At 68.1% G+C, this 26,078-nt stretch carries 13 protein-coding genes; 10 read left to right on the forward strand and 3 right to left on the reverse strand.

Annotated features, from left to right (window positions below):
• From zomB to ROP_RS19490, 10 genes are all read left to right on the forward strand, one after another.
• Complete coding sequence (gene zomB / locus ROP_RS19445; RefSeq protein ID WP_012691120.1) at positions 1-1,920, forward strand: flagellar motor control protein ZomB; 1,920 nt, start codon at positions 1-3, stop codon at positions 1,918-1,920.
• Positions 1,921-2,258: 338 nt separating this feature from the next.
• A complete protein-coding gene (locus ROP_RS19450) occupies positions 2,259-3,269 on the forward strand; it encodes an alpha/beta hydrolase (protein ID WP_012691121.1) in 1,011 nt (336 codons plus the stop codon).
• A 294-nt stretch (positions 3,270-3,563) separates the two neighbouring features.
• Positions 3,564-4,559, forward strand: a complete 996-nt coding sequence (locus tag ROP_RS19455; RefSeq protein ID WP_012691122.1) for an alpha/beta hydrolase — start codon at positions 3,564-3,566, stop codon at positions 4,557-4,559.
• A gap of 131 nt (positions 4,560-4,690) precedes the next feature.
• On the forward strand, positions 4,691-6,577 hold the full coding sequence (locus tag ROP_RS19460) for an alpha/beta hydrolase-fold protein (RefSeq protein ID WP_043826687.1): 1,887 nt from the start codon (positions 4,691-4,693) through the stop codon (positions 6,575-6,577).
• Positions 6,578-6,703: 126 nt separating this feature from the next.
• Entirely contained in the window at positions 6,704-7,279 is a 576-nt protein-coding gene (locus tag ROP_RS19465; RefSeq protein WP_012691124.1) for a DUF732 domain-containing protein, read from the forward strand.
• Positions 7,280-7,285: 6 nt separating this feature from the next.
• Positions 7,286-8,266 carry a cutinase family protein gene (locus ROP_RS19470; protein WP_012691125.1) on the forward strand — a complete coding sequence of 327 codons (981 nt, stop codon included), beginning with the start codon at positions 7,286-7,288 and terminating at the stop codon, positions 8,264-8,266.
• A 192-nt stretch (positions 8,267-8,458) separates the two neighbouring features.
• Positions 8,459-9,448: an LLM class F420-dependent oxidoreductase gene (locus ROP_RS19475; protein WP_009477140.1), complete on the forward strand. Its 990-nt coding sequence runs from the start codon at positions 8,459-8,461 to the stop codon at positions 9,446-9,448.
• Between the two features lie 186 nt (positions 9,449-9,634).
• Entirely contained in the window at positions 9,635-11,530 is a 1,896-nt protein-coding gene (fadD32, locus tag ROP_RS19480; protein WP_012691126.1) for a long-chain-fatty-acid--AMP ligase FadD32, read from the forward strand.
• 70 nt (positions 11,531-11,600) lie between these two features.
• Positions 11,601-16,589 carry a polyketide synthase Pks13 gene (pks13, locus tag ROP_RS19485; RefSeq protein ID WP_012691127.1) on the forward strand — a complete coding sequence of 1,663 codons (4,989 nt, stop codon included), beginning with the start codon at positions 11,601-11,603 and terminating at the stop codon, positions 16,587-16,589.
• Entirely contained in the window at positions 16,586-18,130 is a 1,545-nt protein-coding gene (locus tag ROP_RS19490) for an acyl-CoA carboxylase subunit beta (RefSeq protein ID WP_012691128.1), read from the forward strand. The genes pks13 and ROP_RS19490 overlap by 4 nt, the downstream gene beginning before the upstream one ends.
• Positions 18,131-18,207: 77 nt before the next feature.
• Here the strand turns inward: ROP_RS19490 and ROP_RS19495 are convergent, their stop codons facing one another.
• The 3 genes from ROP_RS19495 to ROP_RS19505 form a co-directional block, all read right to left on the reverse strand.
• The gene (locus ROP_RS19495; protein ID WP_043826688.1) at positions 18,208-19,182 is read right to left on the reverse strand and encodes a hypothetical protein; all 975 of its coding nucleotides are present in this window, start codon (positions 19,180-19,182) and stop codon (positions 18,208-18,210) included.
• A 234-nt stretch (positions 19,183-19,416) separates the two neighbouring features.
• The gene (locus ROP_RS19500) at positions 19,417-22,740 is read right to left on the reverse strand and encodes an arabinosyltransferase domain-containing protein (RefSeq protein WP_012691130.1); all 3,324 of its coding nucleotides are present in this window, start codon (positions 22,738-22,740) and stop codon (positions 19,417-19,419) included.
• 66 nt (positions 22,741-22,806) lie between these two features.
• Complete coding sequence (locus ROP_RS19505) at positions 22,807-26,040, reverse strand: arabinosyltransferase domain-containing protein (RefSeq protein ID WP_012691131.1); 3,234 nt, start codon at positions 26,038-26,040, stop codon at positions 22,807-22,809.
• Positions 26,041-26,078: the final 38 nt, after the last annotated feature.

The following is a 26,078-nucleotide window of genomic DNA, read 5'->3' on the forward strand; positions in this document are numbered from 1 at the left end:
TTGGTAGGCGGCGCCGAGGAGTCGGGCGCCGCCGCGGAGCGGACCACCGAACGCCACCGGAAGGCCATCCTCTCGAGGGTGGTCTTCCTCGGGGGTGTGGCCGTCTCGGCTCTCCTGATGTTCTGGGGCGCCTGGGAACGGCGATGGATTGCCGACGACGGTCTGATCGTGCTGCGCACGGTCCGGAACCTGCTCGCGGGCAACGGTCCGGTCTTCAACTCGGGCGAGCGGGTCGAGGCCAACACCAGCACCGCGTGGACGTACATCGTCTACGCGTTCAGCTGGCTGTCCCAGGCCCGGCTCGAATACGTCGTTCTGACGATCGCGCTGATCCTGTCCACGGCGGCAATCGTGCTCGCCATGTTCGGAACCGCGCGCCTGTACCGCGGTGGCCCCTTCGCCGGCGGCGGCACGCTGTTCCTGATGCCCGCCGGTGTGCTCGTCTACATCGCGGTGCCCCCGGCCCGCGACTTCGCGACGTCGGGCCTCGAAAGCTGCCTCGTCATCTTCTGGATCGCGCTGCTCTGGCTGCTGCTGGTCCGGTGGAGCCAGGCGGCCACCCCGTCCACCACCTCGGTGCTGACGCTCGCGTTCGTCGCCGGCATGGGCCCGCTCGTGCGCCCCGAACTGGCGATCCTGGGTGTGCTGTCGCTGGCCATGATCTTCCTGGCGCCCGGCCTCACGTGGGTGGTGCGGGTGGCGATGGTGTTCGTCGCCGGCATCGTCCCGGTGGGTTACCAGATCTGGCGCATGGGCTACTACGCCCTCCCGTACCCCAACACCGCGGTGTCGAAGGACGCAGGCGGCGCGAAGTGGTCGCAGGGTTTCGCCTACCTCTGGAACCTGCTCGGTCCGTACCTGCTGTGGCTGCCGCTGATCTTCCTGTTCGCCGGCGCCGTGATCGCCTGGCGCGGCCGGGACAAGGACATCGAGCATGGTGTTCGTCACACCGAGGGGAATCGGCTGACCCGCCTGCGCGGATGGCTGCGCACGCAGAACGCCGTCGTCGTCTTCGTTCTCGCGAGCGGCCTGATCCTCGGTCTGTACTCGTTGCGCGTCGGTGGCGACTTCATGCACGGCCGCGTGCTTCTTCCCGTTCTGTTCTGTTTCATCGTCCCCGTCGCGGTAATTCCGGTGCGAATTCCGGACCGCGCGGCCTGGGGGCGTAACAAGGAATTCTCGACTTTCCTGGCAATGGCATTCCTGTGGATCGGCACCGTGGTGTGGGCGTTTTTCGCGTCCAACACCACGGGAATGCCCGAAGGTGTCGTTATCGGACGGTCCGGAATTGTCGACGAACGTGCGTTCTACGTTCTCAACACCGGTCATGCGCACCCGATCCGCGCCGACGACTACCTGGACTACCCGCGCATGCGCGCCATGGTCCAGACCATCGCGGACACCCCCGACGGCGGTCTGCTCATCCCGTCCGCCGACTACACGTACTGGTTCGTCGTTCCACCGCCCCTTCCGATACCGGAGGACGGCGCAGGCCACACCGTCTACTTCCTGAACCTCGGCATGACGAGCATGAACGTCGGCCTCGACGTGCGGGTGCTGGACCAGATGGGTCTCGCATACCCTCTCGCGGCGCACACCGAACGATTGGACGACGGCCGCATCGGGCACGACAAGGCCCTGTACCCCGACTGGGTCGTCGTGGACACGGGAATGATCGACAAGCATCCGTGGATGCCCGGATTCCTCGACGAGGACTGGGTGACCGAGGCGCGGGTCGCGCTCACGTGCCCCGAAACGCAGGAACTGCTGACGTCGTACCGCTCGGAACTGACGTGGCCGCGTTTCAAACAGAATTTCAAGGATGCGCTGCATTTAGCGAGTTACCGATTCGAGCGCGTTCCCGCATACGAAATCCAGCGGTGCAATCTCGAACCGCCGTTCCCGGATCCGGCCAAATAGGTCGAACCGGGCGATCCGTGTGTCACCGCGGCGTCCCGGGCAGATCTCGATGTCGGAACATCAGATCTCGTTTGTGTAACGCTGGAACCGCCGGCGACGATGTACGTCGATGATGAGTCATCGGTGACGGTGGTCTGGAAGTTCCCCGGAAAACGCTCCGCGAGCGTTTGTCAGGGAACTTTGTGTGACATACAGTCCACGCAGCGCAGTGTGACTCGGAAGAGGTCCGCTGCCGACCCGGCTTCACGCCGCGGCCGGCAGGTCGCCTGTTCCCCGACGGAATCCGCCGGAGCCGCCCAGTTGGCGGAGTCCGCAGACGAAGAGAGAGAGCAGTATTCATGCGTTTTGCCAGACCGAGGTTGTCTCAGCGCCTCAAGCAGCGTGCGATGGCCATCGGCGCCGTCGCACTGGTACTGCCTGTGGGCGCAGGAATCGCTGGTGGAGCCGTTGCTGCAGCAGCACCGACGCATGCGGGGCCCGCCAAGACCGCACCGGCCGGTGGCTACGAGGAACTGTGGGTGCCCTCTTCGATGGGACCGATCAAGGTCCAGGTCCAGTGGGCGGCTCGCGGCGGTAGCGCCGCGCTGTACCTGCTCGACGGACTGCGCGCCCGCAACGACCGCAACGCATGGAGCTTCGAGACCAACGCGTTCGACCAGTACCGCAACGACAACGTGACGCTGGTCATGCCCGTCGGCGGCGAGTCCAGCTTCTACTCGGACTGGTACTCGGCGAGCAACTTCAACGGGCAGCCCGTCACCTACAAGTGGGAGACGTTCCTGACCCAGGAACTGCCCGACTTCCTGGCCAATTACGGTGTCTCGCGCACCAACAACGCCGTCCTCGGCCTGTCGATGGGTGGCAGCGCCGCCCTGACGCTCGCCGCGTACCACCGCGACCAGTTCAAGTTCGCCGGTTCGCTGTCCGGGTACCTGAACATCTCGGCTCCCGGCATGCGTGAGGCGATCCGCGTCGCGATGCTCGACGCCGGCCGCTTCAACGTCGACGCCATGTGGGGCCCGCCGTGGAACCCGGCGTGGCTGCGCAACGACCCGTTCGTGTTCGCCCCGCGCCTGAACGGGCTGTCGATGTTCATCTCGGCCGCCAGCGGTCTGCCCGGTGAATTCGACCACCCGCGCGCGCCGATCGACTACTACAACACCGCGAACGGCATGGGGCTCGAGGCCCTCGCCCTGGCCAACACCCGCGCTTTCCAGGTGCGTCTGGCCAGCCTCGGTGTGCCGGCCACCTTCGACTTCCCGGCCAACGGCACGCACTCGTGGCCGTACTGGGGTTCGGAGCTGTGGAAGGCCCGCGGCCAGATCCTGGACACGCTCGGCGCCTGGTGATCTAGACGCCACCACGTTCGTGGCGAATGCCGCCCCGCCTCACCGGCGGGGCGGCGTTCGCGCGTTCTCGAAGTGCAGCGTCCCGGACCGGACGGGTGAGAGGAAAACCTCGGAATCGGTTCCCCCCCGGGAGTGCACATCGGGTCCTTTTGTCAGTAAGGTGATCCCGTCGAGACGCCACCCGCGCAGCGAGCGCTGCGCGGGTGGCGTCTGTACGTGAGATTTTCACGAGAGTTATCGAGAGGTTGCCGCGGCCGCGGCGCGAGACGCATCAAGCGGAGGGAAGACGAGTTCATGCGAGTTGGGGGTTCGACGAGAACAAGCGGATGGGCCAGGCGTACCGCCGCCGCAATTGCTCTGGCGGTCGCACTGCCACTGGGCGTGACCATGGTGGGCGGCGGCGCAACCGCATCCGCAGCCTTCGACCCCGCAGCGCAGGACTTCTGGGTCGACTCCGCGATGGGTCCGATCAAGAGCCGCATCTGGCGCGCGGCTGACGGCAACACCAACCGTGTCGTCTACCTGCTCGACGGTCTGCGCGCGCAGGACGACCTGAGCGGCTGGGAGATCAACACCGACGCGGGCCCGTTCCTCGCCTCGCAGAACATCAACGTCGTCCAGCCGGTCGGCGGGCAGTCCAGCTTCTACTCCGACTGGTTGTCGAACTCGAACCTCAACGGGCAGAAGACCCCGTACAAGTGGGAGACGTTCCTCACCGAGGAACTGCGCGACGCACTGGCGAACCGTCTCGGCTTCCAGTCCACCCGCAACGGCGTCATCGGCCTGTCCATGGGTGGCAGCGCCGCCCTGACGCTCGCCGCCTACCACCCGGACCAGTTCAACTACGCGGGCTCGCTGTCCGGGTACCTGAACATCTCGGCTCCCGGCATGCGTGAGGCGATCCGCATCGCGATGCTCGACGCCGGCCGCTACAACGTCGACGCCATGTGGGGCCCGCCGTGGAACCCGGCGTGGCTGCGCAACGACCCGTTCGTCTTCGCGAACAAGCTCCGCGACAACAACACCCGCCTGTGGGTGTCGGCCGCCAACGGCATCCCCGCCCCCGGCGGAGCCGCACCGACCGGATTCATGGACGTGTTCAACGCGAGCACCGGCGCGAGCCTCGAGGCGCTGTCGCTGGCGAACACCCGTGCCTTCCAGGTCAAGATGGCGACCCTCGGCGCGAAGAACGTCACCTACAGCTTCCCGCCCCGCGGCATCCACACGTGGCGCTACTGGCAGCAGCAGATCCACGATCTGGCCGGCGACCTCGGCAACACGATCGGATAGCTCGGACGTAACAATTGCACCAGCTGTAACAGCGCGGCACTCCCACTCGTCTGTTGTTTGCGTGTAGAAAGAACCGGAACGCGAGGCCGTGCTCCGTGTTGGCCTCGACGCGCAGAGAGAGAGTGAACGTCATGCGAGTAGGCCTGTTCAGGGCAGAACGTCAGCGTTCGTCGACCGGAAACGTTCGAAGGCGCGCGCTCGCCTCGCTTGCCGCTGTGCTCGTGGTGCCGGTGGCGGTCGGGTTCACCCAGACCGCCACCGTCTCCGCTGCGCCCGCCGCCGCGCACGCTCCGGTGGCCACCCAGGCCCCGAGCGGCGCGACGATCCACCACGTCGACTGGCTCACCGACCGTCGCGTGGCGATCTGGATCAACTCTCCGTCGATGGGGGTGCCGATCCAGGTGCAGATGCTGCTCGCCCGGGACTGGAACTCGAAGCCGACGGAGAAATTCCCGTCCGTCTACATGCTCGACGGCCTCCGCGCGCAGGACAACGAGAACGGCTGGACCCTCGAGACCGACGCCGAATCGTTCTTCGCGGACAAGAACATCAACGTCGTCCTCCCGGTCGGCGGCCAGTCCAGCTTCTACTCCGACTGGGTGGCCCAGGACAACGGCCAGAACTACCAGTGGGAGACGTTCCTCACGAAGGAACTGCCCCCGATCCTCGAAAGCGACTGGCGCACCACAAAGACACGCGGCGTCGTCGGACTGTCGATGGGCGGCACGTCCGCGATGTTCCTCGCGGCCCGCAACCAGGGATTCTTCAAGTTCGCCGCGTCGCTGTCGGGCATGCTCACCACCACGGCGCTCGGCATGCCGCAGGCCGTGGCCTACGCGATGAGCGATGCCGGCGGATTCGACGCGAACGCGATGTGGGGTCCCCCGACCAGTTCCGCGTGGGAGGAACACGACCCGTACCTGCTGGCCGACAAGCTCAAGGGCGTCAGCCTGTACATCTCCAGCGGCAGCGGCACCACGGGCCCGTACGACCAGCCGTCCGGAATCCCGGGCGTCAGCACCAATTACGCGGGCATGGGCCTCGAAATCCTCTCTCGCCTCACCTCGCAGACGTTCGCGACCAAGCTGAACAAGCTGGGAATCCCCGCCCAGGTCAACTACCGGCCGTCCGGCACACATTCGTGGCCGTACTGGCAGTTCGAACTGCATCAGCTGTGGCCGCAGCTCGCCAGCGCCGTCGACGTCGAGCCCGAGAAGCCGGTGTGCACCACCGGGGGCTCCATTGCCGGGGTCGCAGGCGCGAACCCGTGGATCGGCGACTGCCTGACCCCCGAATACAGTCTCGCGGGCGGAACGGTCCAGGACTTCCGCAACGGCCGGATCTTCGCCAAGTCCGACACCGGCGCGCAGCCGGTGGCCGGTGCCATCGGCGGCGTCTACCAGGCGACCGGTGGTCCCGGCGCGCCGCTCGGCTACCCGACGACACCCGAACTGGCCACCCCCGACGGGCGCGGTCGCTTCAACCACTTCGAGCACGGGTCCGTCTACTGGTCGCCGCAGACCGGGGCGCACGCCGTCCGCGGCGCGATCCGCGACGAGTGGGCACGGCAGGGCTGGGAGGCCGGACCGCTCGGGTACCCGGTGGCCGAGGAAGTTCCGACCCCCGGCAAGAACGGCGCCGTGCAGGGTTTCGAGATCGGCGCCATGTACTTCAGTCCCGCGAACGGCACCCACCGCGTGCAGGGAATGATCATGGGCAAGTACGCGGAACTCGGGTACGAGGGCGGCTGGCTCGGGTTCCCGAAGACCAGCGAGATCGCCGTCAAGGACGGCGGCCGGTTCAACCAGTTCGAGGGCGGCAACATCTACTGGAGTCCGCTGTCGGGCGCCTGGGCCGTCGAGAACGGGCCGATCTTCGACGCCTGGAAGAGCGCAGGCTACGAGGGTGGCCGGCTCGGGTTCCCGATCAGCGACAAATTCGCCATTCCCGGTGGCGTCCAGCAGAACTTCCAGACCGGCTACGTCACAGTGATCGACAACAAGGCCGAGATTCACTGATGGCCGGACCGCACTAGAAATCTCACGCGCATCGGGCGGGGCCGGGTCCAGCGGACCAGGCTTCCGCCCGATCTGCGTCTGTACCCTGTCGAGAGACAACGACTTGGAAAGCAAGGACGGAAATAGATGCCGCAGCACTCACGTATCAGCACCACCTTCCGACGGTCGATCGCAGTAGGCGCGCTCGCCGTCGCAGCAAGCGGATTGTTGGTCGGGTGCGGTAGCGACGACTCCACGGCGACGTCCAACCCGTCCACCAGCGCCACGACGTCGGCTGCGGAGTCCACTTCCGCCGAGAGTTCGGCGTCCGCCGCGCCCAGCGCGAGCGCGTCCGCGTCTGCTTCCGCACCGGTGACGAGCCCCGGCGAGGCTGCGACGGCGCCGCCGGCGCAGCCCGAGGAAGTGCCGAACGACTTCCCCGGCCCCAGCGAGGTCCCGGTCAGCACCGACGGCCAGAAGTTCCTCGACGCGCTGAAGAGCAAGGGCATCGAACCCGCCGCCGACGGCACCATGGCCGTGAGCACCGCCGACTTCATCTGCCAGGCCAAGGCCGAAGGCAAGAGCGACCCCGAGACGATGGTGTTCGTCACAGCGATGGTCGGCACCGAGGCGTCCGCCGCGGGTCAGGAACTGACCCAGGAGCAGGCGACGGCCAACGCCCAGACGTACATGGACGTCGCCCACGCGACCTACTGCAAGTAGACGCCGATGTCGGTGACCGGGCGCGGCACGCGGAAGAAGAAGAGCAGCCTCCTGCGCAAACTGCTGGTGCTGATCGTGATCCTGCTGGTGATTCTCGTCGCAGTGATCGCGCTCTGGTACCTGCTCGCAGGGCGGCTGCCCAAACCGATCCCGACCCCGCCCGGTCCCGAGCGTCCCAACGCCCAGCCGGCGAGCTGTCCCGACGTCCAGGTGGTCGTCGTCCCGGGCACCTGGGAGTCCAGCGCCACCGACGACCCGTACAACCCGACGGCCAACCCGGCGTCGCTGATGCTCAACGTGTCGCGGCCGCTGCAGGAACAGTTCGAGCCCTCGCGCGCCGACGTGTACACGGTTCCGTACGTCGCGCAGTTCTCCAATCCCGTCGCCTTCCCGCCGGACGGGCAGCAGTCGTACAACAACAGCCGCGGCGCCGGCACCGCCGCCACCAACGACATCCTGATCCGCCGGCACGCCGAGTGCCCGCTGACCAGCTTCCTGCTTACCGGCTTCTCCCAGGGCGCGGTCATCGCCGGCGACGTCGCTTCCAGTATCGGTGCAGGTGACGGGCCCGTTCCGGCGGATCTTGTGCTCGGCGTCGGGCTCATCGCCGACGGTCGTCGCGACCCGGCCGCCGCCACGAACGTCGGTCAGCCCGTCGCGGGTGTGGGCGCCGAACTGTCGCTGGCAGGGCTGCAGATCCCCGGCATCACGATGACCGGTCCCCGGCCCGGTGGTTTCGGTGATCTCACCGACCGGGCGGTCGAGATCTGCGCCCCGTCCGACGGAATCTGCGACGCGCCCGCGCAAGCGCTGAAGCCGAGCAACTGGATCGGCAGCGGGCTGCGTCTGCTCGAGTACAACAACAACCCGGTTCACGCGATGTACAACTCGTATGTCGTCGACGACTCCGGGACGACGGCCACGCAGTGGATCGCCGGATGGGCAGCCGAGAAGATAGAGGCCGCCCCGACCCCGGCTCACAGTTGATTTTGTGGCGGGTGGGTTCACCGTGGTCGGTGAGTCGTGAAACGTCCCAAACAGATAGGCGCGACGCGTACTCGCCGGTAGTGTGCGTTTCCCGGCACCGGTAGAGTGCTGCACTGTTGCTGCACCACCCGTGCCCGACCCACCGATGTTCACGTCCTGAACGGGGGCGTTTCACCACAGGAGAAGCTATTCATGAGTTCCGACGCCAGCTCGTTGCGTAAGTTCCGATTCGCGGCAGGCGGAGAGGGCAACGCGGACGAGGGCGGCGCGCGTCGGTTCGTCAAGCTTGCGCAGAAGGCCGAGGAACTCGGGTTCGACAGCTTCATGATCCCCGACCACCTGGGTAACCAGGTGGGACCGATCGCCGCGCTCGGCGCGCTCGCGATCGCCACGGACAAGATCCGGCTCGGCACCGCAGTCCTCGCCAACGGCTTCCGGCATCCGGCGATCCTCGCCAAGGACGCCGCCACCATCGACGTGCTGTCGGGTGGCCGCCTCGAACTCGGCATCGGCGCAGGCTGGATGAAGGAAGAGTTCGACAAGGGTGGCATCGACTACGAGCGCCCGGGTGTCCGGATCGCGAAGCTCGAGGAGACCCTGCAGATTCTCGACGTGCTGCTGCGCGGCCAGGAGTGCAACTTCGACGGCAAGTACTACCAGATCAAGGGCCTGACGGGCAGCCCGCGGCCGCGGCAGGGTCCGCGTCCCCCGATCGCCGTCGGCGGTGGCGGCCCCAAGATGCTGGCGCTCGCCGCCAAGTACGCCGACATCATCTCCGTGGCGACGCCGACGAGCAAGGAAGGCAAGCTCCTCCTGTCGGGTGTCACGCTCGAGAAGACGATGGAGCGCGTCGACCGGATCCGGGAGGCTGCCGGCGACCGGTTCGACGACATCGAACTGAACTGGACGATCACCACCATCGTCATCACCGACGACCGTGAGCAGACCGCCGAGATGGCGCTCGCCGCACTCGACCAGGGCTTCCCGCCCAACATCGAGGTCGATACCAAGCTGTCCGTCGAAGACATCCTGAGCTCGCCGTATCTCGCGATCGGGAGCTTCGAGGAGATCGCCGATCAGATCCGTATGGTGCGAGAAAAGACGACAATGTCCTACGTCGGTGTGTTCCCCACACAGATGGATGCGTTCGCGCCGATCATCTCGCAGCTGAAGGGCGAGTAGACGCAGCGGACCGAGGGCGGCGATGCCAATCTGTAACATATCGATGGTTTGAAATCGATGAACTTATTCGGGTGAGTGGCGTGTTACGTCGTTTCCCACGAGTTTTACAAGATCCGATTCGGCGAAGGAAGTCTGGGGCGCAGTCATGCTGGGGCATGCCTGTGTGATCGCTTCGGAGGAGATGGAATGAACGCGAAGTTCGATGATTTTATCGACGAGACGGGCCACATCAGGCTCGACTCGGGAAGCACGCTGGTCGATTACGTCCAGCGGCACACCCGGGAGAACTCGGACGAGCTGGCATACCGCTACATCGACTATTCGCGGGACAGAGACGGCGAAGCGCAGGAGCTGACCTGGGAACAGTTCGGCCACCGGTTGCGCGCCGTCGCGGCTCGCCTCCAGCAGGTCACCAAGCCCGGCGACCGCGTCGCGGTCCTCGCGCCGCAGGGTCTCGACTACGTCATCTCCTTCTTCGCCGCCATCCATGCCGGAGCGATCTCGGTGCCGCTGTTCGACCCCGACGAACCCGGCCACACCGACCGTCTGCACGCCGTCCTCGGTGACTGCAAGCCTGCCGCCATCCTCACGGCCACCTCCTCCGCCGCGGGTGTTCGACAGTTCTTCCGGTCCCTCCCCGCCGCCGAGCGCCCCCGGATCATCGCCGTCGACGCCATCCCCGACAGCGTCGGCGAGTCCTGGGTGCGCCCCGAGATCGATCTCGACGACATCGCGTACCTGCAGTACACGTCCGGCTCGACCCGCGTGCCCGCCGGTGTGGAGATCACGCACCGCGCCGTCGGCACCAACGCGCTGCAGATGGTCGACTCCATCGAACTCAACGAGAACTCGCGTGGCGTCACCTGGCTGCCGCTGTTCCACGACATGGGTCTGCTCACGGTCATCCTGCCCGCCCTCGGCGGCAAGTACATCACCATCATGAGCCCGCGCGCGTTCGTGCAGCGGCCGTACCGGTGGATCAAGGAACTGGCCGCGGTGTCGGACGGTGCGGGCACGTTCGCGGCCGCACCCAACTTCGCGTTCGAGCACGCGGCCGCCCGCGGCCTGCCGAAGAGTGGTGAGAGCCTCGACCTGAGCAACGTGATCGGCCTCATCAACGGCAGCGAGCCGGTCACGACGTCGTCGATGCGCAAGTTCAACGAGGCGTTCGCGCCGTACGGCCTGCCGAAGACGGCGATCAAGCCCTCGTACGGCATGGCCGAGGCCACGCTGTTCGTGTCCTCCACCCGGCACTCGGACGAGGCCCGCGTCATCTACGTCGATCGCGACGAACTCAACGCCGGTCGCGTCGTGAAGGTGGACCAGGACGCCGAGAACGCCATCCCGCAGGTGTCCTGCGGCTACGTCGCGCGCAGCCAGTGGGCCGCCATCGTCGACCCGGAATCGCGCATCGAGCAGCCCGACGACCGGGTCGGTGAGATCTGGCTGCACGGCGAGAACATCGGCATCGGCTACTGGGGTCGCACCGACGAGACCGCCGAGACGTTCCACAACAAGCTCACCAACCGGCTCGCCGAGGGCAGCCACGCGGAGGGCACTCCCGAGGACGCCAACTGGATGCGCACCGGCGACTACGGCGTGTACATCGACGGCGAGCTGTTCATCACGGGCCGCGTCAAAGACCTCGTGATCGTCGACGGCCGCAACCATTACCCGCAGGACCTCGAGTTCTCGGCGCAGGAGGCCAGCACCGCGCTGCGTCCCGGCTTCGTGGCCGCGTTCGCGGTCCCGGCCAACCAGCTGCCCGCCGTCGTGTTCGAGAACACGCACTCGGGCCTGAACTACGACGCGGACGATTCCTCCGAGCAGCTCGTGATCGTCGCCGAGCGCGCACCGGGTGCAGGTAAGGCCGATCCGCAGCCTGTCGCAGACACGGTGCGGGCCGCGCTGTCGACCAGGCACGGGGTCACGGCGCGCGACATCCTGCTGGTGCCCGCGGGCTCGATTCCCCGTACGTCGAGCGGCAAGATCGCCCGCCGCGCGTGCAAGGCGAGCTACATCGAGGGCACCCTGCGCGGCGGATACACGCAGACGGCCTTCCCCGATAGCGTTTCCGAATAGTCCACTTCCTGACGGGTAGCTTGGTGAGTTGATGGCTGAAAAAGATGATGACCGGACCAGCACAGGTGACATGACGGTTGCGCAGTTGCGTGACTGGCTGCGCAACTGGATTGCCGACGCAACCGGGCAACCGGTCGGTCAGATCACCGACGACCGCCCGATGGAAGAGTTCGGTCTGTCGTCCCGCGACGCCGTCGCACTCAGCGGTGAGATCGAGGAACTGGTCGGCGTCACGCTCACGGCGACGGTCGCGTACCAGCACCCCACCATCGCGTCGCTGGCGACTCGCATCATCGAGGGCGAACCCGAGCAGCCCGACGACTCGGCCGACGCCGCCTACTATGCGTCGGCGCCGACGTCGGATGCGCACGACATCGCGATCGTGGGCCTGGCCTCACGCTTCCCGGGTGCAGGCACCACTCCCGCCGAGATGTGGCGGATGCTGGCGGAGGGCCGCGACGGCATCTCCGACCTGCCCGAGGGCCGCTGGGAGGAGTTCACCTCCGACCCGCAGATCAAGGCCGCCGTCGAGAAGGCCAACACGCAGGGCGGCTACCTCGACGACGTGAAGACGTTCGACGCGGAGTTCTTCGCGATGTCCCCGCTGGAGGTCGCGAACGTCGACCCGCAGCAGCGTCTCGCGATGGAACTGACGTGGGAGGCACTCGAGCACGCCCGCATCCCGGCCAGCGACCTCAAGGGTGAGCAGGTCGGTGTGTTCATCGGCAGCTCGGCCAACGACTACCAGTTGCTCGCGGTCAGCGACCCGGTCCACGCGCATCCGTACGCGCTGACCGGCACGTCGACGTCCATCGTCGCGAACCGGGTCTCGTATTTCTACGATTTCCGCGGACCGTCCATCGCCCTCGACACGGCGTGCTCGTCTTCGCTCGTCGCGGTGCACCAGGCGGTGCGCTCGCTGCGGTCCGGTGAATCGGATCTCGCGCTCGCCGGCGGCGTCAACATGCTCGTTGCACCGCCCGCCACGCTGGGCTTCGACCAGCTGGGTGTGATGGCCCCCAACGGCCGCATCAAGGCGTTCTCCTCCGACGCCGACGGCATGATCCGTGCCGAGGGCGGCGGTCTCGTCGTTCTCAAGCGTCTCGAGGACGCCGAGCGCGACGGCGACGAGATCTTCGCCGTCATCGCCGGTAGCGCGGTCAACCAGGACGGCCGCTCCAACGGTCTCGCGGCCCCGAACCCCGACGCGCAGGCCGACGTCCTGCGGCACGCCTACCGGGACGCGGGCATCAACCCGGCCGGCGTCGACTACATCGAGGCGCACGGCACCGGCACCATCCTCGGCGATCCCATCGAGGCGGACGCGCTCGGACGCGTCGTCGGTCGTGGACGCGCCGACGACAAGCCCGCGCTGCTCGGTTCGGCCAAGACCAACTTCGGTCACCTCGAGGCCGCCGCGGGCGCCGCGGGTCTGATCAAGGTCGTGCTGTCGATGCGGGAGGACACGCTTCCCCCCACGCTGAACTTCGCCGGACCCAACCCGTACATCGCGTTCGACAAGGCGCATCTGCAGGTCATTCCCGAGGGTGCGGCGTGGCCGCGCTACACGGGCGCGGCGGTCGCCGGTGTGTCCGGATTCGGTTTCGGTGGCACCAACGCGCACGTGGTCGTGCGCGAGTACACCGGACCTGCCGTCGACGACGAGACCGAGGTCACCGAGCCCGCCGTTCCCGCCGAGGACGCGGTCGTGGCCGAGGCTGTCGAGCCGACGGTCGTCCTCGCGGTGTCCGGTGCGCTGCCGTCGCGTCGTCGCCGGGCGGCAGCCGATCTGGCCGACTGGCTGGAGACGGAAGAGGGCAGCACCACCCCGCTCGCCGACGTCGCCCGCGCTCTCGCACGCCGCAACCACGGTCGCTCGCGGGGCGTCGTCCTGGCGAAGACCCGCTCCGAGGCCGTCACCGGTCTGCGCGCCGTCGCCGCGGGCAAGCCCGGGCAGGGCGTGTTCACCGCGGATTCGCCGTCGTCGAAGGGCGCCGTCTGGGTTCTGTCGGGCTTCGGTTCGCAGCACCGCAAGATGGCCAAGCAGCTGTACCTGGAGAACCCGGTGTTCGCCGCGGCCATCGACGAGGTCGACGCGCTGATCGAGGACGAGGCCGGCTACTCCATGAAGGAGAAGTTCCTCGACGACGCGATCGACTACGACGTCGAGACTTCGCAGGTCGGCATCTTCGCCATCCAGATCGGTCTGGCGGCGCTGTTGCGTCACCACGGCGCCGAGCCGGAAGCCGTCGTCGGCCACTCGATGGGCGAGGCTGCCGCCGCGTACATCTCGGGCGGTCTGCCGCTCGAGGACGCCGTCCGCGTGATCTGCGCCCGGTCCCGCCTCATGGGCGAGGCCGAGGCCACGCTCGAGGGCGACGACATCCGTCTGATGGCGCTCGTCGAGTACAGCGCCTCCGAGATCGAGACCGTCCTCACCGACTTCCCGCACCTCGAGGTCTGCGTGTACGCGGCCCCGACGCACACCGTCATCGGCGGCCCCGAGCCCGAGGTCAACGCCATCGTCGCGCGGGCCGAGGGCGAGGAGAAGATGGCCCGCGTCCTCAAGACGAAGGGCGCCAGCCACACTTCGCAGGTCGACCCGCTGCTGGGTGAGCTGGCTGCGGAACTGGCGGGCATCGAGCCGACCAAGCTGAAGCTGGGCGTGTACTCGTCCGTCGACCAGGACACCTACTACCGCGCCGGCCACGAGCCGATCCACCGCGAGGAGTACTGGACCAAGGGTCTGCGCCACAGCGTGTACTTCACCAACGCCGTCCGCCTCGCCGTCGGCAGCGGGCACACCACGTTCGTGGAGCTGGCTCCCAACCCGGTGGCCCTGATGTCCGTGGCCGCCACCGCGTTCGACGCCGGCCTGCACGACATGCAGCTCATCCAGACGCTCAAGCGCAAGGAGGACGAGCCGCTCGGTGTCCTCGCCGCGCTCGCGCAGCTGTACGTGCACGGGCACGCCGTCGACCTGTCGTCGCTGCTCCCCGACGGCGACTTCGCGGCTGTTCCGCGCACCGCGTGGATCCGCAAGCCGTACTGGGTGGAGACCCGGATCGATTCCAGCGGCAACACCCGCGTTCCGGGCGCGCACGTGTCGCTTCCCGACGGCCGCCACGTGTGGGAGGTCCAGGCCGGCGCGGTCACCGACCTGCCCGCACTGGTCACCGCCGCCGCGTCGCAGGTGCTGTCGGACGTCACGCTCGCCGCGTCCGTCCTGCACGCCCACGCGCCCGCGGAGGGCACGCTCACCACCACGCTCAACCCGCATCCGGGTGGCGCGTCGCTGCAGGTGCACGCGAAGAGTGGTCCGAGCTTCACGCTGCTGTTCGACGCCGCCGTCACGTCCGGGGACGCGCTGCCCGAGCCTGTCGTCGCGCCGGTACAGGAGACGTCGCCGGTGGAGGAGCTGCCCGAGGTCGTCGAGGACATCGGCGAGAAGTGGGACCCGAACGGCTCGCAGACGCTCGAAGACCGGCTCGCGCTGATCGTCGCCGAGTCCATGGGGTATGCCCCCGAGGACCTGCCCGCCGAGATCCCGCTCATCGAGCTGGGCCTCGATTCGCTGATGGCCGTCCGCATCAAGAACCGCGTCGAGTACGAGTTCGACATCCCGCAACTGCAGCTGCAGGCGGTCAAGGACGCCAACCTGATGGAGGTCGGCAAGTACCTGCGTTACGCGGTCGAGAACCGCGAAGAGGTGCAGGCGCTCGCCGATCAGCAGAAGGCCGAGAAGGAGGCGGCGGAGGCCGCGGAGGCCGACCGTGATGCGGAGGCCGCGGAGGCCGACCGTGATGCGGAGGCCGCGGAGGCCGACCGTGATGCGGAGGCTGCGGAGGCCGACCGTGGTGCGGAGGCCGAGTCGGTTCTCGACGCCGAGGACACGTCGGTGGAGGCGGAGGCCGAGGCGATCATCGCGGCCACCCCGGTGGCTGAGACCCCGGAGACGCCCGTGGCGGACGGCGACGTGCCGCCGCGCGACGCCGCCGAGCGCCTGACGTTCGCGACGTGGGCCGTCGTCACCGGTGAGTCCGCGAAGGGCATCTTCAACACGCTGCCGATCCTGAACGACGAGACGGCGGAGAAGCTGGCGGCCCGGTTGTCGGAACGCGCGAACGGTGAGATCACGTTCGACGACGTCCTCGACTCCACCACCATCGAGGAACTGGCCAATGTGGTGCGCGGCTTCCTCGAGGATTCCGGCAAGATCGACGGGCTGGTCCGCGCACTGCGGCCTCGCCCGGAGGGATCCGACGCCGTCCCCGTGTTCGTGTTCCACCCGGCCGGTGGGTCGACGGTCGCGTACGAGCCGCTGCTGAAGCGTCTGCCCGAGGGCACGCCGATGTACGGGTTCGAGCGCACCGAGGGTCCGATCGACGTCCGGGCGGCGGAGTACCTGCCGCTCATCCGCGAGATCCAGGGCGACGGACCGTACGTGCTGTACGGCTGGTCGCTGGGCGGCGTGCTGGCCTACGCGGTGGCGAAGCTGCTGCGCGAGTCGGGTGCCGACGTCCGGATCGTCGGCCTGATCGACACGGTCATGGCAGGGGAGAAGGTCGAGGACACCCCCGACGAGATCCGGAAGCGCTGGCAGCGGTACGCGGCGTTCGCGAAGAAGACGTACAACGTGGACTACCCGCTGCCGTACGACAAGCTCGCGGCGGCGGAGAGCGACGAAGAGCAGATCAAGATCCTGACGGAACTGCTCAAGCTGAGTGGCACCAAGATTCCGGGCGGAATCATCGAGCACCAGCGCACGTCGTGGCTCGACAACCGGGCCATCCAGACCGCCGAACTCGAGCAGTACGACGGCGACGTCGTCCTGTACATGGCCGACCGCTATCACGACGACGTGATGAACCTCGAGCCCGCGTTCAAGACCCGCAAGCCGGACGGCGGCTGGGGTGACGCGGTGAAGAACCTGGAGATCATCCACGTGGGCGGCGATCACATCCAGATCGTCGACGAGCCGTACATCGCGAAGGTCGGTGCCGACCTCACCAAGAAGCTGGCGGCGATCCAGGCCGCCGGAACCGGAGCGCATCAGTGACCACCACGACCGCAGAGAAGCTTGCCGAACTGCGCGAAAAGCTGGAAACGGCAAAGGAACCCGCGGGCGAGCAGGCTATAGCCAAACGCGCGAAGAAGGGCATTCCGAGCGCGCGCGAGCGCATCGACATGCTGCTCGACCCGGGAAGTTTCATCGAGGTCGGCGGTCTCATGCGCCAGCCCGGTGATCCGAACGCGCTGTACAGCGACGGCGTCGTCACCGGTCACGGGACCGTCGACGGCCGCCCGGTCGCGGTGTTCTCGCACGATCAGACCGTGTTCGGTGGTTCGGTCGGTGAGATGTTCGGCCGCAAGGTGGCCGCGATCATGGAGTTCGCCGCGAAGATCGGCTGCCCCTGCGTCGGCATCAACGACTCCGGCGGGGCCCGGGTGCAGGACGCCGTGACGTCGCTGGCCTGGTACGCCGAACTCGGCCGCCGGCAGGAGCCGCTGTCCGGGATGTGCCCGCAGATCTCGATGATCCTCGGCAAGTGCGCCGGCGGTGCGGTGTACGCGCCGATCAACACCGACGTCCTGGTGGCCACCGAGGAGTCGTACATGTTCGTCACCGGTCCCGAGGTGGTCCGGAAGATCACCGGCGAGGACGTCAGCCTCGACGAACTCGGTGGCGCCCGGAACCAGGCCCAGTACGGCAACCTGCACCATGTTGCGCCCGACGAGAAGGCCGCGTTCCAGTGGGTGCGCGACTACTTGAGCTTCCTGCCGTCGAGTTGCATGGAGAAGCCACCGGTCGTCAATCCGGGCCTCGAGCCGGAGATCACGGACTCCGACCGCGAGTTGGACGCGTTCATCCCGGACGCCGACAACGCCGGCTACGACATGCACGACATCCTGCTGCGGATCTTCGACGACGGCGAGTTCCACGAGATCGGCGGGCAGGTGGCGCTGAACATCATCACCGGCTTCGCCCGCGTCGACGGCCGCACTGTCGGGGTGATCGCGAACCAGCCGCTGGTCGCGGCGGGTGCGCTGGACGCGCAGGCCTCGGACAAGGCCGCGCATTTCATCCGCATCTGTGACGCCTTCGACATTCCGCTGGTGTTCGCGGTCGACACCCCGGGGTTCCTGCCCGGGCTCGAGCAGGAGCGGATCGGGGTCATCAAGCGCGGTGGCCGGTTCATCTTCGCGTTCGTGACGGCGACCGTGCCGAAGGTGACCGTCGTGATCCGCAAGGCCTACGGCGGCGCCTACGCCGTCATGGGCTCGAAGCAACTGGGCGCCGACATCAACTTCGCGTGGCCGACCGCCCGCATCGCGGTGATGGGCGCCGAGGGCGCCGTCGACCTCATCGGTCGCAGGCAGATCGAGGCCGCGGGCGAGAACGCGCCCGCCGTCCGCCGGCAGCTGATCAACTTCTACAACGAGAACATCGCGACGCCGTACATCGCCGCCGAGCGCGGCTACATCGACGCCGTCATCGAGCCCGCCACCACCCGGCTCGAGATCCGCAAGGCGCTGACGATGCTGCGCGACAAGACGGTGCAGCGCAACCCGCGCAAGCACGACCTGATGCCTCTCTGATTCGTCCACACCCGCTCGCCCGATGTCGCATTGGTGCACTCTGATTGCACCGATGTCGCATCGGGCGCTGCGATGACTCATGCCGACCTGAGGTTCGGTTCCGTGTGCACGAACACCGCAGGCCGGGGTCGTGATGCCGCGAGCGAGTACGCGGCACGCAGGTCCGCGAGGACCGTCGACGGATCTGCCGAAATCTGCTTCGGCAGGTGGGTCACGACGATGATTCCCTCGCGCTGCATCCGCGCCCGCCGCCGGACCGTCGCCTCGTGCAGTTCGGGCGAGAAATGGTACTTCAGTGAGTCGATCTCCCAGGCGACGGCGACGTCGTCCAGCCAGCCGTCGGGGCGCGCGATCCACAGTCCGGCGGCCGACAGCACGTCCGCGTTGTGCCGCATCGGCGGAAGCCCGCTCTTCGCATACAGCTTCTGCGCATGAACCTCGGCGACGGAATGCGCGTCTTCGCTCAGATCCCGCAGCACCGCCCGGGGCAGGCGGCTGCCGCGGTCGCTGCCCTGCGACAGTTCGCGCGCCAGTTCGTCGACCGTCACGTCACCGCGCTGGATGCCGCCGGCAAGGAGCGCCCGGCAGCTGTCTGCCTGGGCGGTGCGACGCCCGGCGTCGAGGAGGCTGCGGGCTGGTGGTGCGAGTCGCAGCAGCCCCCGGTGGATCGGTTCCGGCATGCGCCAGGTGCGCTCGACCTTCACGTAGGACCAATCCCGGCGATGACGCGTCGACGGGATGAGCAGCAGGACGTCGTTCCTGGACGCAGACCCGGTGTAGCCCAAGGCCGCGAGGGCCGCATGCCCCGACAGCAGGGCGTCCGGGCCGCCGTATTCGAGGGCCGCGAGATTGCGTTGCAGCGTCGTCGGTGGCCCGTTGTGCAGTAGGACCACGCCGGGGAGGATCCGCTGCCACGGGCCGCCGTCGTTGCAGCGCGAGGAGATGGTGCCCTTCGCGACGCCGAGTCGCTCCAAGGTGGCGGCGCGGATCACCCCGTCCCGGCTGACGGCGGTTATCGCTGACAGGTCTTCGGCCCAACGTCCTCTGCGCATGGGTCCGAGCATGCCGTGGGCGAATCGGTGCGTCGCCGAGAATCCCACGTCGGAAATTGCCCTGTGGATGAGTGGGACGTTGTGGATAACGTCACCGCGACAGGTGCGTGTCCGTCGTATCGGACAGCCCGCCCCGGCGCCCCGATGTGACATTCGTTCAGTCAGACGGAACGAATGTCACATTGGCCGACGCAAGCAGGAGCGGGCGACGTAAGCGGAGCCGAGCGGCGACCGCTACGGGGTGGGGTACACCCGCAGGGTGCCCGGCTTCCACAGCCCGGACCGGGTGGCGGTCTCGGTGTCGACGGTGGCCGCGGTGGCGTCCGGGTAGTACCGGTCGAAGCGCTCGAGGGAGCCCCAGTCGCGTCCCCAGTCGTCCCGCATGTAGGTGGGGATGGCGGTGGCGCTGGCGAGCAGTTCGGTGAAGCCGAGCGGGCCGCCGTTCTCCGCGGACTGCCAGGTGTCGGTGGAGCTGACGGCCAGCGGACGGTCGGGGAGGATGCGGTAGTTCGGCATCTCCGCGACACCGTACTGGTGGTCGAACGGACGCTGGCACGGGAACTGCAGTCCGACGGCCCAGTCCAGCAGCACCGGCTGTGAGCTGCCGATCGTCGAGTTGAGGGTCTCGAGCTTCGGAACCCGCGGCGGGGTGAACGCCAGCCACTGGTCGCCGGTGAGGTTGGGGTCGTTGGCGACGATCCGCACGGAGTCGGCGTCGGGCGACAGTTCGCTGATCGGCACGCGCAGGTTGCGCCACGACGGCGCGGGGCCGATGTCCTTGGGCAGGTAGGTGCCCTGGGCCTGGACGGTGCCGTCGGGCTGGCGCTTGCCGTATTCGAGGAGCAGCGACTGGCCGTACGTGAGGGCGCCGGTCGAGTCGACCGACCAGATGCGGCCCGCGGCCGACATGACGATCAGCGGGGTGTCGTCGCTGCGTTCGGGGAGGGCGTACCAGCTGGACGACAGCGTCGCCGGTTCCTGCACGCCTTCCTGGTAGCTGCCCATGACGGGTGTCGTGGCCGGGTTGAGCCCGAACGGCAGCTTGGCGGTGCTGCCGTTGACGCCGACGTTTCCGGTGCCGCCGGAGGTTCCGGCGCTCGATCCGGTCTCGAAGCTGGGTCCGACGCTCTGGTTGTCGGTGTTGCCCATGCCCTGCTTGACCTCGACGTAGTCGGCGGTCAGGTCGGACGGCACCCCGTTGGGGGAGAAGCCGACGGGGCTCGCTCCGCCGAGCGGGTCGGCGGGGTTCGCCAGCGGCTGCGCGGGATCGTTGATGGGAGTGAGGTTCCCGCCGTTGGTGTCGCCTTCGACGAGGACGTCCTCGGCGAGCCCGCACGTCTGCCCGGTGAGCGAGTCGAAGTTGGAGCGGGCCAGCGAGTACGCCGGGTACTGGGAGACGGCGCCCTTGAGGAGGGACAGGACTTCGAACAGCACCATGATGCCGGCGACCACGGTGAGCGGGGCGGCCGCGAATTTTCTGATCCGCCTGCCCTTCTCGGTGTTGGCGCGGGCGGGCGGCGCGGCGAATCCCTCACGCAGGTACTGCCAGGCGGCCAGTGCGACGGCCAGCCCGAACAGGACGAGGAAGAACGTGTTGGACTGGCGGCCGCCGATGGAGACGGTCTTGTCGAACCACGGCACGCCGTAGCTCGAGACGTACCAGTAGCCGTTGATGCCAGCGAACGTCAGGGCCAGCATGAGCAGCAGTCCGGCCAGGAAGATCGTCCGGTTGCGCCGCGAGCGCAGCGCGGACGCCGACACCGCGACGGCGGTGAGTGCGGCGAGTGAACCGGCGATGCCCGCGTATGCCCCGAAGTGGTGGGTCCACTTGGTGGGGTTGAACATCATGAAGAAGATCGTGCCGAACACGACACCGAGCAGGCGCCACGACGGTCCGGTGGCGGCGCCGGGAATCCGCTTGCGGCGCAACAGGATGAACAGCGTCGTCAGCAGGCACAGGATCATCGTCAGGAACGCGAAGCGGCGCGCCACGGAACCGTCGACGGTCGGGACGAACAGGTAGTAGTAGCGCAGGAAGTCCTTGTACCACTCGAGGTTCGGGCCGATCAGGGTGCGGACCCGGGTGGCCTCCATCACCGCGGCGATGGTCTGGTCGGCGAACACGACCACGAGGACGATCGTGCCCGCCGCCGCGATCGGCGCCAGCAGCGGCAGCGTCCCCACCTGGCGGTGACGTTTGACGACGATCCGGACGAGCGGACGGGCGCCGGCGAGCAGGGCGGCCACACACATCAGCCCCGTCGGGGCGGCCGCGAGGGTGAACGCGCCGATCAGGACGGCGGCGGCCGCGGGGAGGAGGCGTCCGGTCGCGATGGAACGCTCGATGGAGCACCACGTGAGCAGGGCGCCGAGTGCCACGATGGGCTCGGGCCGCAGACCGTTGTTGTAGGGCAGCCAGAACGCGAGGAAGACGAGTCCGCCGGTCCACAACGCCACCTTGTTGCGCCGGACCGACCGGCCGAGGCGCGGAGCGACCTCCCGGCTGATCACCATCCAGCACAGGATCCCGGCGATCAGGGCGGGCAGTCGCATGAACGGGCTGGCCGTCGAGATCTTGGCCATCGCGGCGAGGACGTCGTAATACCAGCCGAACGGCGCCTCGGGGACGCCGAACCAGCGGAAGTAGTTGGCCATGTAGCCGGCGTGGTCGGAGACCCGGGCCATGGTGAGCAGGTAGCCGTCGTCGGAGGTGTTCGCGCCGATGAAGTGCCACAGCACCAGCGTGCCCACGACGATCGTGTCGAGTCCGGTGAACTTCCACCAGTGCGACGGCAGGAAGTTGCGGTGCCCGCGCCCGTCCGTGCCGTCGAGGCGGCCGAGGGCGACCAGGGCGATCGCCGTGGCGAGGAGGGCCACGATCATCGCGACCAGCTTGATCAGCGTGGGGCTCGACGAGAACCGGGAGTCCACGTTCATCGTGAACGACAGACCGGCCGGCGCCGCCCCGTCACGGAGGTCGCTGAACACGCCCACCACCTGCGGGCGGAGGTCGCCGGTGAGGGAACCGGCGATCGGATCACCGGTCGGGGTGGTCAGGCCCACGAACTCGGCGGACGTCGCGTCGATGTTCGATGTGATGCGGATCTCGCTGCAGGCGCCCGACTGCACCTGTTCACGGGGTGCCGTCGCGATGGTGACATTGCGGTCGAGCACGTCCACGGACTTGTCCGACACCCGCACGAACATCGCGTTCAGCGCCGCACCCTCGCCCTGCGCGGGGGCCGTGGCCAGCAGGATCCCGCCCTGCGGTGGCAGCCCCGCCACCGCGGAACACGGGATCGCCGCCGACAGGTCGATCGGGACCTGCGACATCAGCGGTGCCTCGAGGTCGCCGACGATGCCGTTCTCCGGCCAGTTCACCGCTGCGGCGGTCTGCTGCACCGGCATGAACGGCGTGGCCACCGCCAGCACGAACCCGATGAGGCCGGTGACGATGGCGATCAGACGAGCGGTCCGGTACTCACTCCGCCGGTCCCGGCGAGCGGGCGGCGAAGTGGCTTCGGGATCGGAGACGGAGGTTGTCAGAGCGTCGGGCACGGTTGTCGATGGTATGTCAGGAACCTGAGTAGGCATATTGCCGCCTACCAGACGGTAGGAGCGGTTCTAGAAGTAACGCACCGGTCCGGCCGACCAGGTACCCGACCTGGTCACCTGTTCGGATTCGACCTCGGCGGGTGTCGCCGACTCGTCCAGCGGTGTGTACCGCTCGAGCGAGCCCCAGTCGCGGTCCCAGTCGTTCGACAGGTACGTGGCCAGGGTGCTCGCCGACAGCAATTGGTCGGTCCAGCCCAGCGGGCCGCCGCCGAACTTGTCCTGCCAGGCGTTGGTGGACTCGGCGCCGATGCGGTCGGGCAGGACACGCCACTGCGGGACCTCGGCGACACCGTACCGGTGGTCGAACGGGCGCTGGCAGGGGAACGCCAGCCCGACGGCCCAGTCGAGGAGCACGGGGTCGCTGGACCCGACGACGGTCTGCAGCGTCTGCATCTTCGGTACCCGGGGCGGGGTGACCGCCAGCCACTGGCCGGGGTCGGTGTCCGGGTCGTCCGCCACCAGCCGGACCGTGTTCGCCTCGGCGGGGAGCTGATCGAGCGGCACCCGCAGGTTGCGCCACGACGGGGACGGTCCGATGTCGATCGGATCGACGGTGCCGAGCGCGGTGACGGACTCGTCGGGACCGCTCACCCCGTACTCGACCTTCAGGCTTTGACCGGGGGTGACGACGCCGTCCGCGTCGACCGAGCGGATGCGGCCGGCGGCCGAGACGGTGAGGATCGGTGCGTCGTCGCTGCGCTCGGGCAGTCCGTACCAGCCGGTGGTGAGCGAGGCGGGTTTCTGTTCCCCGCCCGGCTGGTAGCTGCCGAGGACGGGGGTACGGGCGGGGTCGAGACCGAACGGCAGCGTCACGGTGCTGCCGTTGACTCCGGCGGTGGCCTCGGTGCCGCCACCGGTGCCGGAACTGGTGCCGGTGGTCGTCTCGTCGGTTTCGGTGTCGACGGTGTTGGCGCCGCCGGTGGCGATCTTCTCGGAGTCGGCGGTGAGGTCGTCGGCGATGCCGTTGGGGGTGAAGCCCTCCGCGGACGTCGCGCCGAACGCGCCCGCGCCGTTGGGGTCGGTGACCGGTGTGAGCGGCTGCAGCAGTGCGGCGGTCGGGTCGGTCTCGACGAGGACCTCGTCCGCGAGCGCACACGTGCCGCCGGTGACCGACTCGATGTTGGCCTTGGCGATGGAGTACCCGGGGTACTGCGCGACGGCACCCTTCAGCAGCGACAGCACCTCGAACAGGACGACGGCACCGGCCGCGACCGTCAGCGGCGACGGCGCGAGCATCCGGGCGCGTTTTCCGTTGGGCTTCTTGCCCGACTCGTACGGTTCGCGGACGTGGTACCAGGCGGCGAGGAGCAGCGTGAGCACCGTGAGTCCCAGGAACAGCGTGGAGAAGCCCTTGCCCGCGATCATCGGCGGCTTGTCCCACCACGGGACGCCGTAGCTGGAGACGTACCACCAGCCGTTGGAACTGGTGAACGCGACGGCGAGGATGAACAGGACCCCCGCGGCGAACAGTGTGCGGTTCCGTTTCGAGCGGATACTCGCCGCCCCCACCCCGACCGCGGCGAGCACCGCGACCGAGCCGGCGAGCCCCGCGTACACCCCGAAGTGGTGGGTCCATTTGGTGGGCGTGAACATCATCAGCAGCAGCGAAGCGAACACGATGCCGAGGATGCGGCGCGACGGTCCGATCGCGGTCCCGGGCACCTTCCCCTTGCGCAGGATCAGCATCACGCAGACCACGACGCACAGCAGCATCACGAACACACCGAACCGTCGGGCCAGCGATCCGTCCGGGGAGATCCCCATCAGCGAGTCCCAGCGCAGCCGCTCGTCGAACCAGGCCACGTTGGGGCCGAGTGCGGTGCGGACGCGCGTCGACTCGAGCACCGTCGCGAGTGTCTGATCCGCGAAGACGGCCACCATCACGACGGTTCCCGCGGCGAGGATCGGCAGGATCTGGGACGCGAATCCCACCCGGTGACCACGCGCGATGATGATCTGCAGGATCGGCCTCGCCCCCGCGATCAGGGCCGCGATGCAGATCAGCCCGGACGGTCCGGCGGCGAGGGAGAACGCGGCGATCAGCACGGCGACGGCGCCGGGAAGCAGTCGGCCGGTCGCGATGGCCCGCTCGATGGAACACCACGTGAGCAGGGCGCCGAGCGCGATGACCGGTTCGGGACGCAACCCGTTGTCGTACGGCAGCCAGAACGCCAGGAAGACCAGTCCGCCGGTCCACAGCGCGGTCCGGTTGCGGCGCACAGCCACACCGAGGCGGGGAATGACCTCCCGGCTGATCACCATCCAGCAGAGCAGCGCCGCGAGCAGCGTCGGCAGTCGCATCCACATGCTCGCCGTGCTCACCTTCGCCAGCGCCGCGAGCAGTTCGTACGACCAGCCGAACGGCGCCTCGGGGACGCCGAACCAGCGGAAGTAGTTGGCCATGTAGCCGGAATGCTCCGACACCCGCGCCATGCCCAGGAGGTAGCCGTCGTCGGACGTGTTCGCGCCGACCACGTGCCACAACAGCAGCGTCCCGATCACCACGGCGTCGACGCCGGTGAACTTCCACCAGTGCGCGGGCAGGAAGCGGCGGGCCCGCCGGCCGTCGATGCCGTCCACCCGGTGCAATGCGTACAGCGACGTCAGCGTCGCGAGGACGCACACGATCATCGCCAGCAGTTTGAGCAGCGTCGGGCTGGACGAGAACCGGGAGTCGAGGTCGACGTGCACGTTCAGGCCCGCGGGCGCCGCCCCCTGTAGGTCGGTGAACAGGCCGACCATCTGCGGTCGCTGGTCGCCCTCGACGGAACCGGTGAGCGGTTCGGCGGTGCCGGTGACCTCGGCCGACGTCCGCTGATAGTCGGACGTGACGGTGAGTCCGGTGCAGTCCTGCAGGTCCGCGGCACCCGCCGAGATCAGGGACGCTCCGCGAAGGGTGACGTCGACCGTGCCGTCGGCGCCCGCCTTCACGACGAGGCCGTTCTTCTCGAAGTCGGGCGCCCGGTTCGGAAGGGTCGAGACGACGGTGCCGCCGTCGGGCCCGAGTTGCGTGAACACCGAGCAGGGAACGTTCACCTGCATGGCCAGCGGCGTGTACGAGACGAGCGGCGCCTCGACGCTGCCGAGGGTGCCGCCCTGCGGCCAGTCGATCGACGCGGCGTCCTGCTTCACCGGCAGGAACGGGGTGGCCAGCGCGAGAACGAAACCGATCAGGCCGGTGACGATCGCGATGAGCCGGGAAGTGCGGATGCTCCGAACGTCGGGCAGCGGCGGTTGTGGCACAGACTGATGTTAATCACCCGTGAGTACTTGTTAACGTC

The sequence above is a fragment of the Rhodococcus opacus B4 genome (assembly GCF_000010805.1).
GTDB lineage: Bacteria > Actinomycetota > Actinomycetes > Mycobacteriales > Mycobacteriaceae > Rhodococcus_F > Rhodococcus_F opacus_C.

What these genes read in the sequence shown, in the direction of transcription:
- ROP_RS19450 (WP_012691121.1), top strand. Translation starts at nt 2,259, where the DNA reads ATGCGTTTTGCCAGACCGAGGTTGTCTCAGCGCCTCAAGCAGCGTGCG.
- ROP_RS19455 (WP_012691122.1), top strand. Translation starts at nt 3,564, where the DNA reads ATGCGAGTTGGGGGTTCGACGAGAACAAGCGGATGGGCCAGGCGTACC.
- ROP_RS19460 (WP_043826687.1), top strand. Translation starts at nt 4,691, where the DNA reads ATGCGAGTAGGCCTGTTCAGGGCAGAACGTCAGCGTTCGTCGACCGGA.
- ROP_RS19465 (WP_012691124.1), top strand. Translation starts at nt 6,704, where the DNA reads ATGCCGCAGCACTCACGTATCAGCACCACCTTCCGACGGTCGATCGCA.
- ROP_RS19470 (WP_012691125.1), top strand. Translation starts at nt 7,286, where the DNA reads ATGTCGGTGACCGGGCGCGGCACGCGGAAGAAGAAGAGCAGCCTCCTG.
- ROP_RS19475 (WP_009477140.1), top strand. Translation starts at nt 8,459, where the DNA reads ATGAGTTCCGACGCCAGCTCGTTGCGTAAGTTCCGATTCGCGGCAGGC.
- fadD32 (WP_012691126.1), top strand. Translation starts at nt 9,635, where the DNA reads ATGAACGCGAAGTTCGATGATTTTATCGACGAGACGGGCCACATCAGG.
- pks13 (WP_012691127.1), top strand. Translation starts at nt 11,601, where the DNA reads ATGACGGTTGCGCAGTTGCGTGACTGGCTGCGCAACTGGATTGCCGAC.
- ROP_RS19495 (WP_043826688.1), bottom strand. Translation starts at nt 19,182, where the DNA reads ATGCGCAGAGGACGTTGGGCCGAAGACCTGTCAGCGATAACCGCCGTC.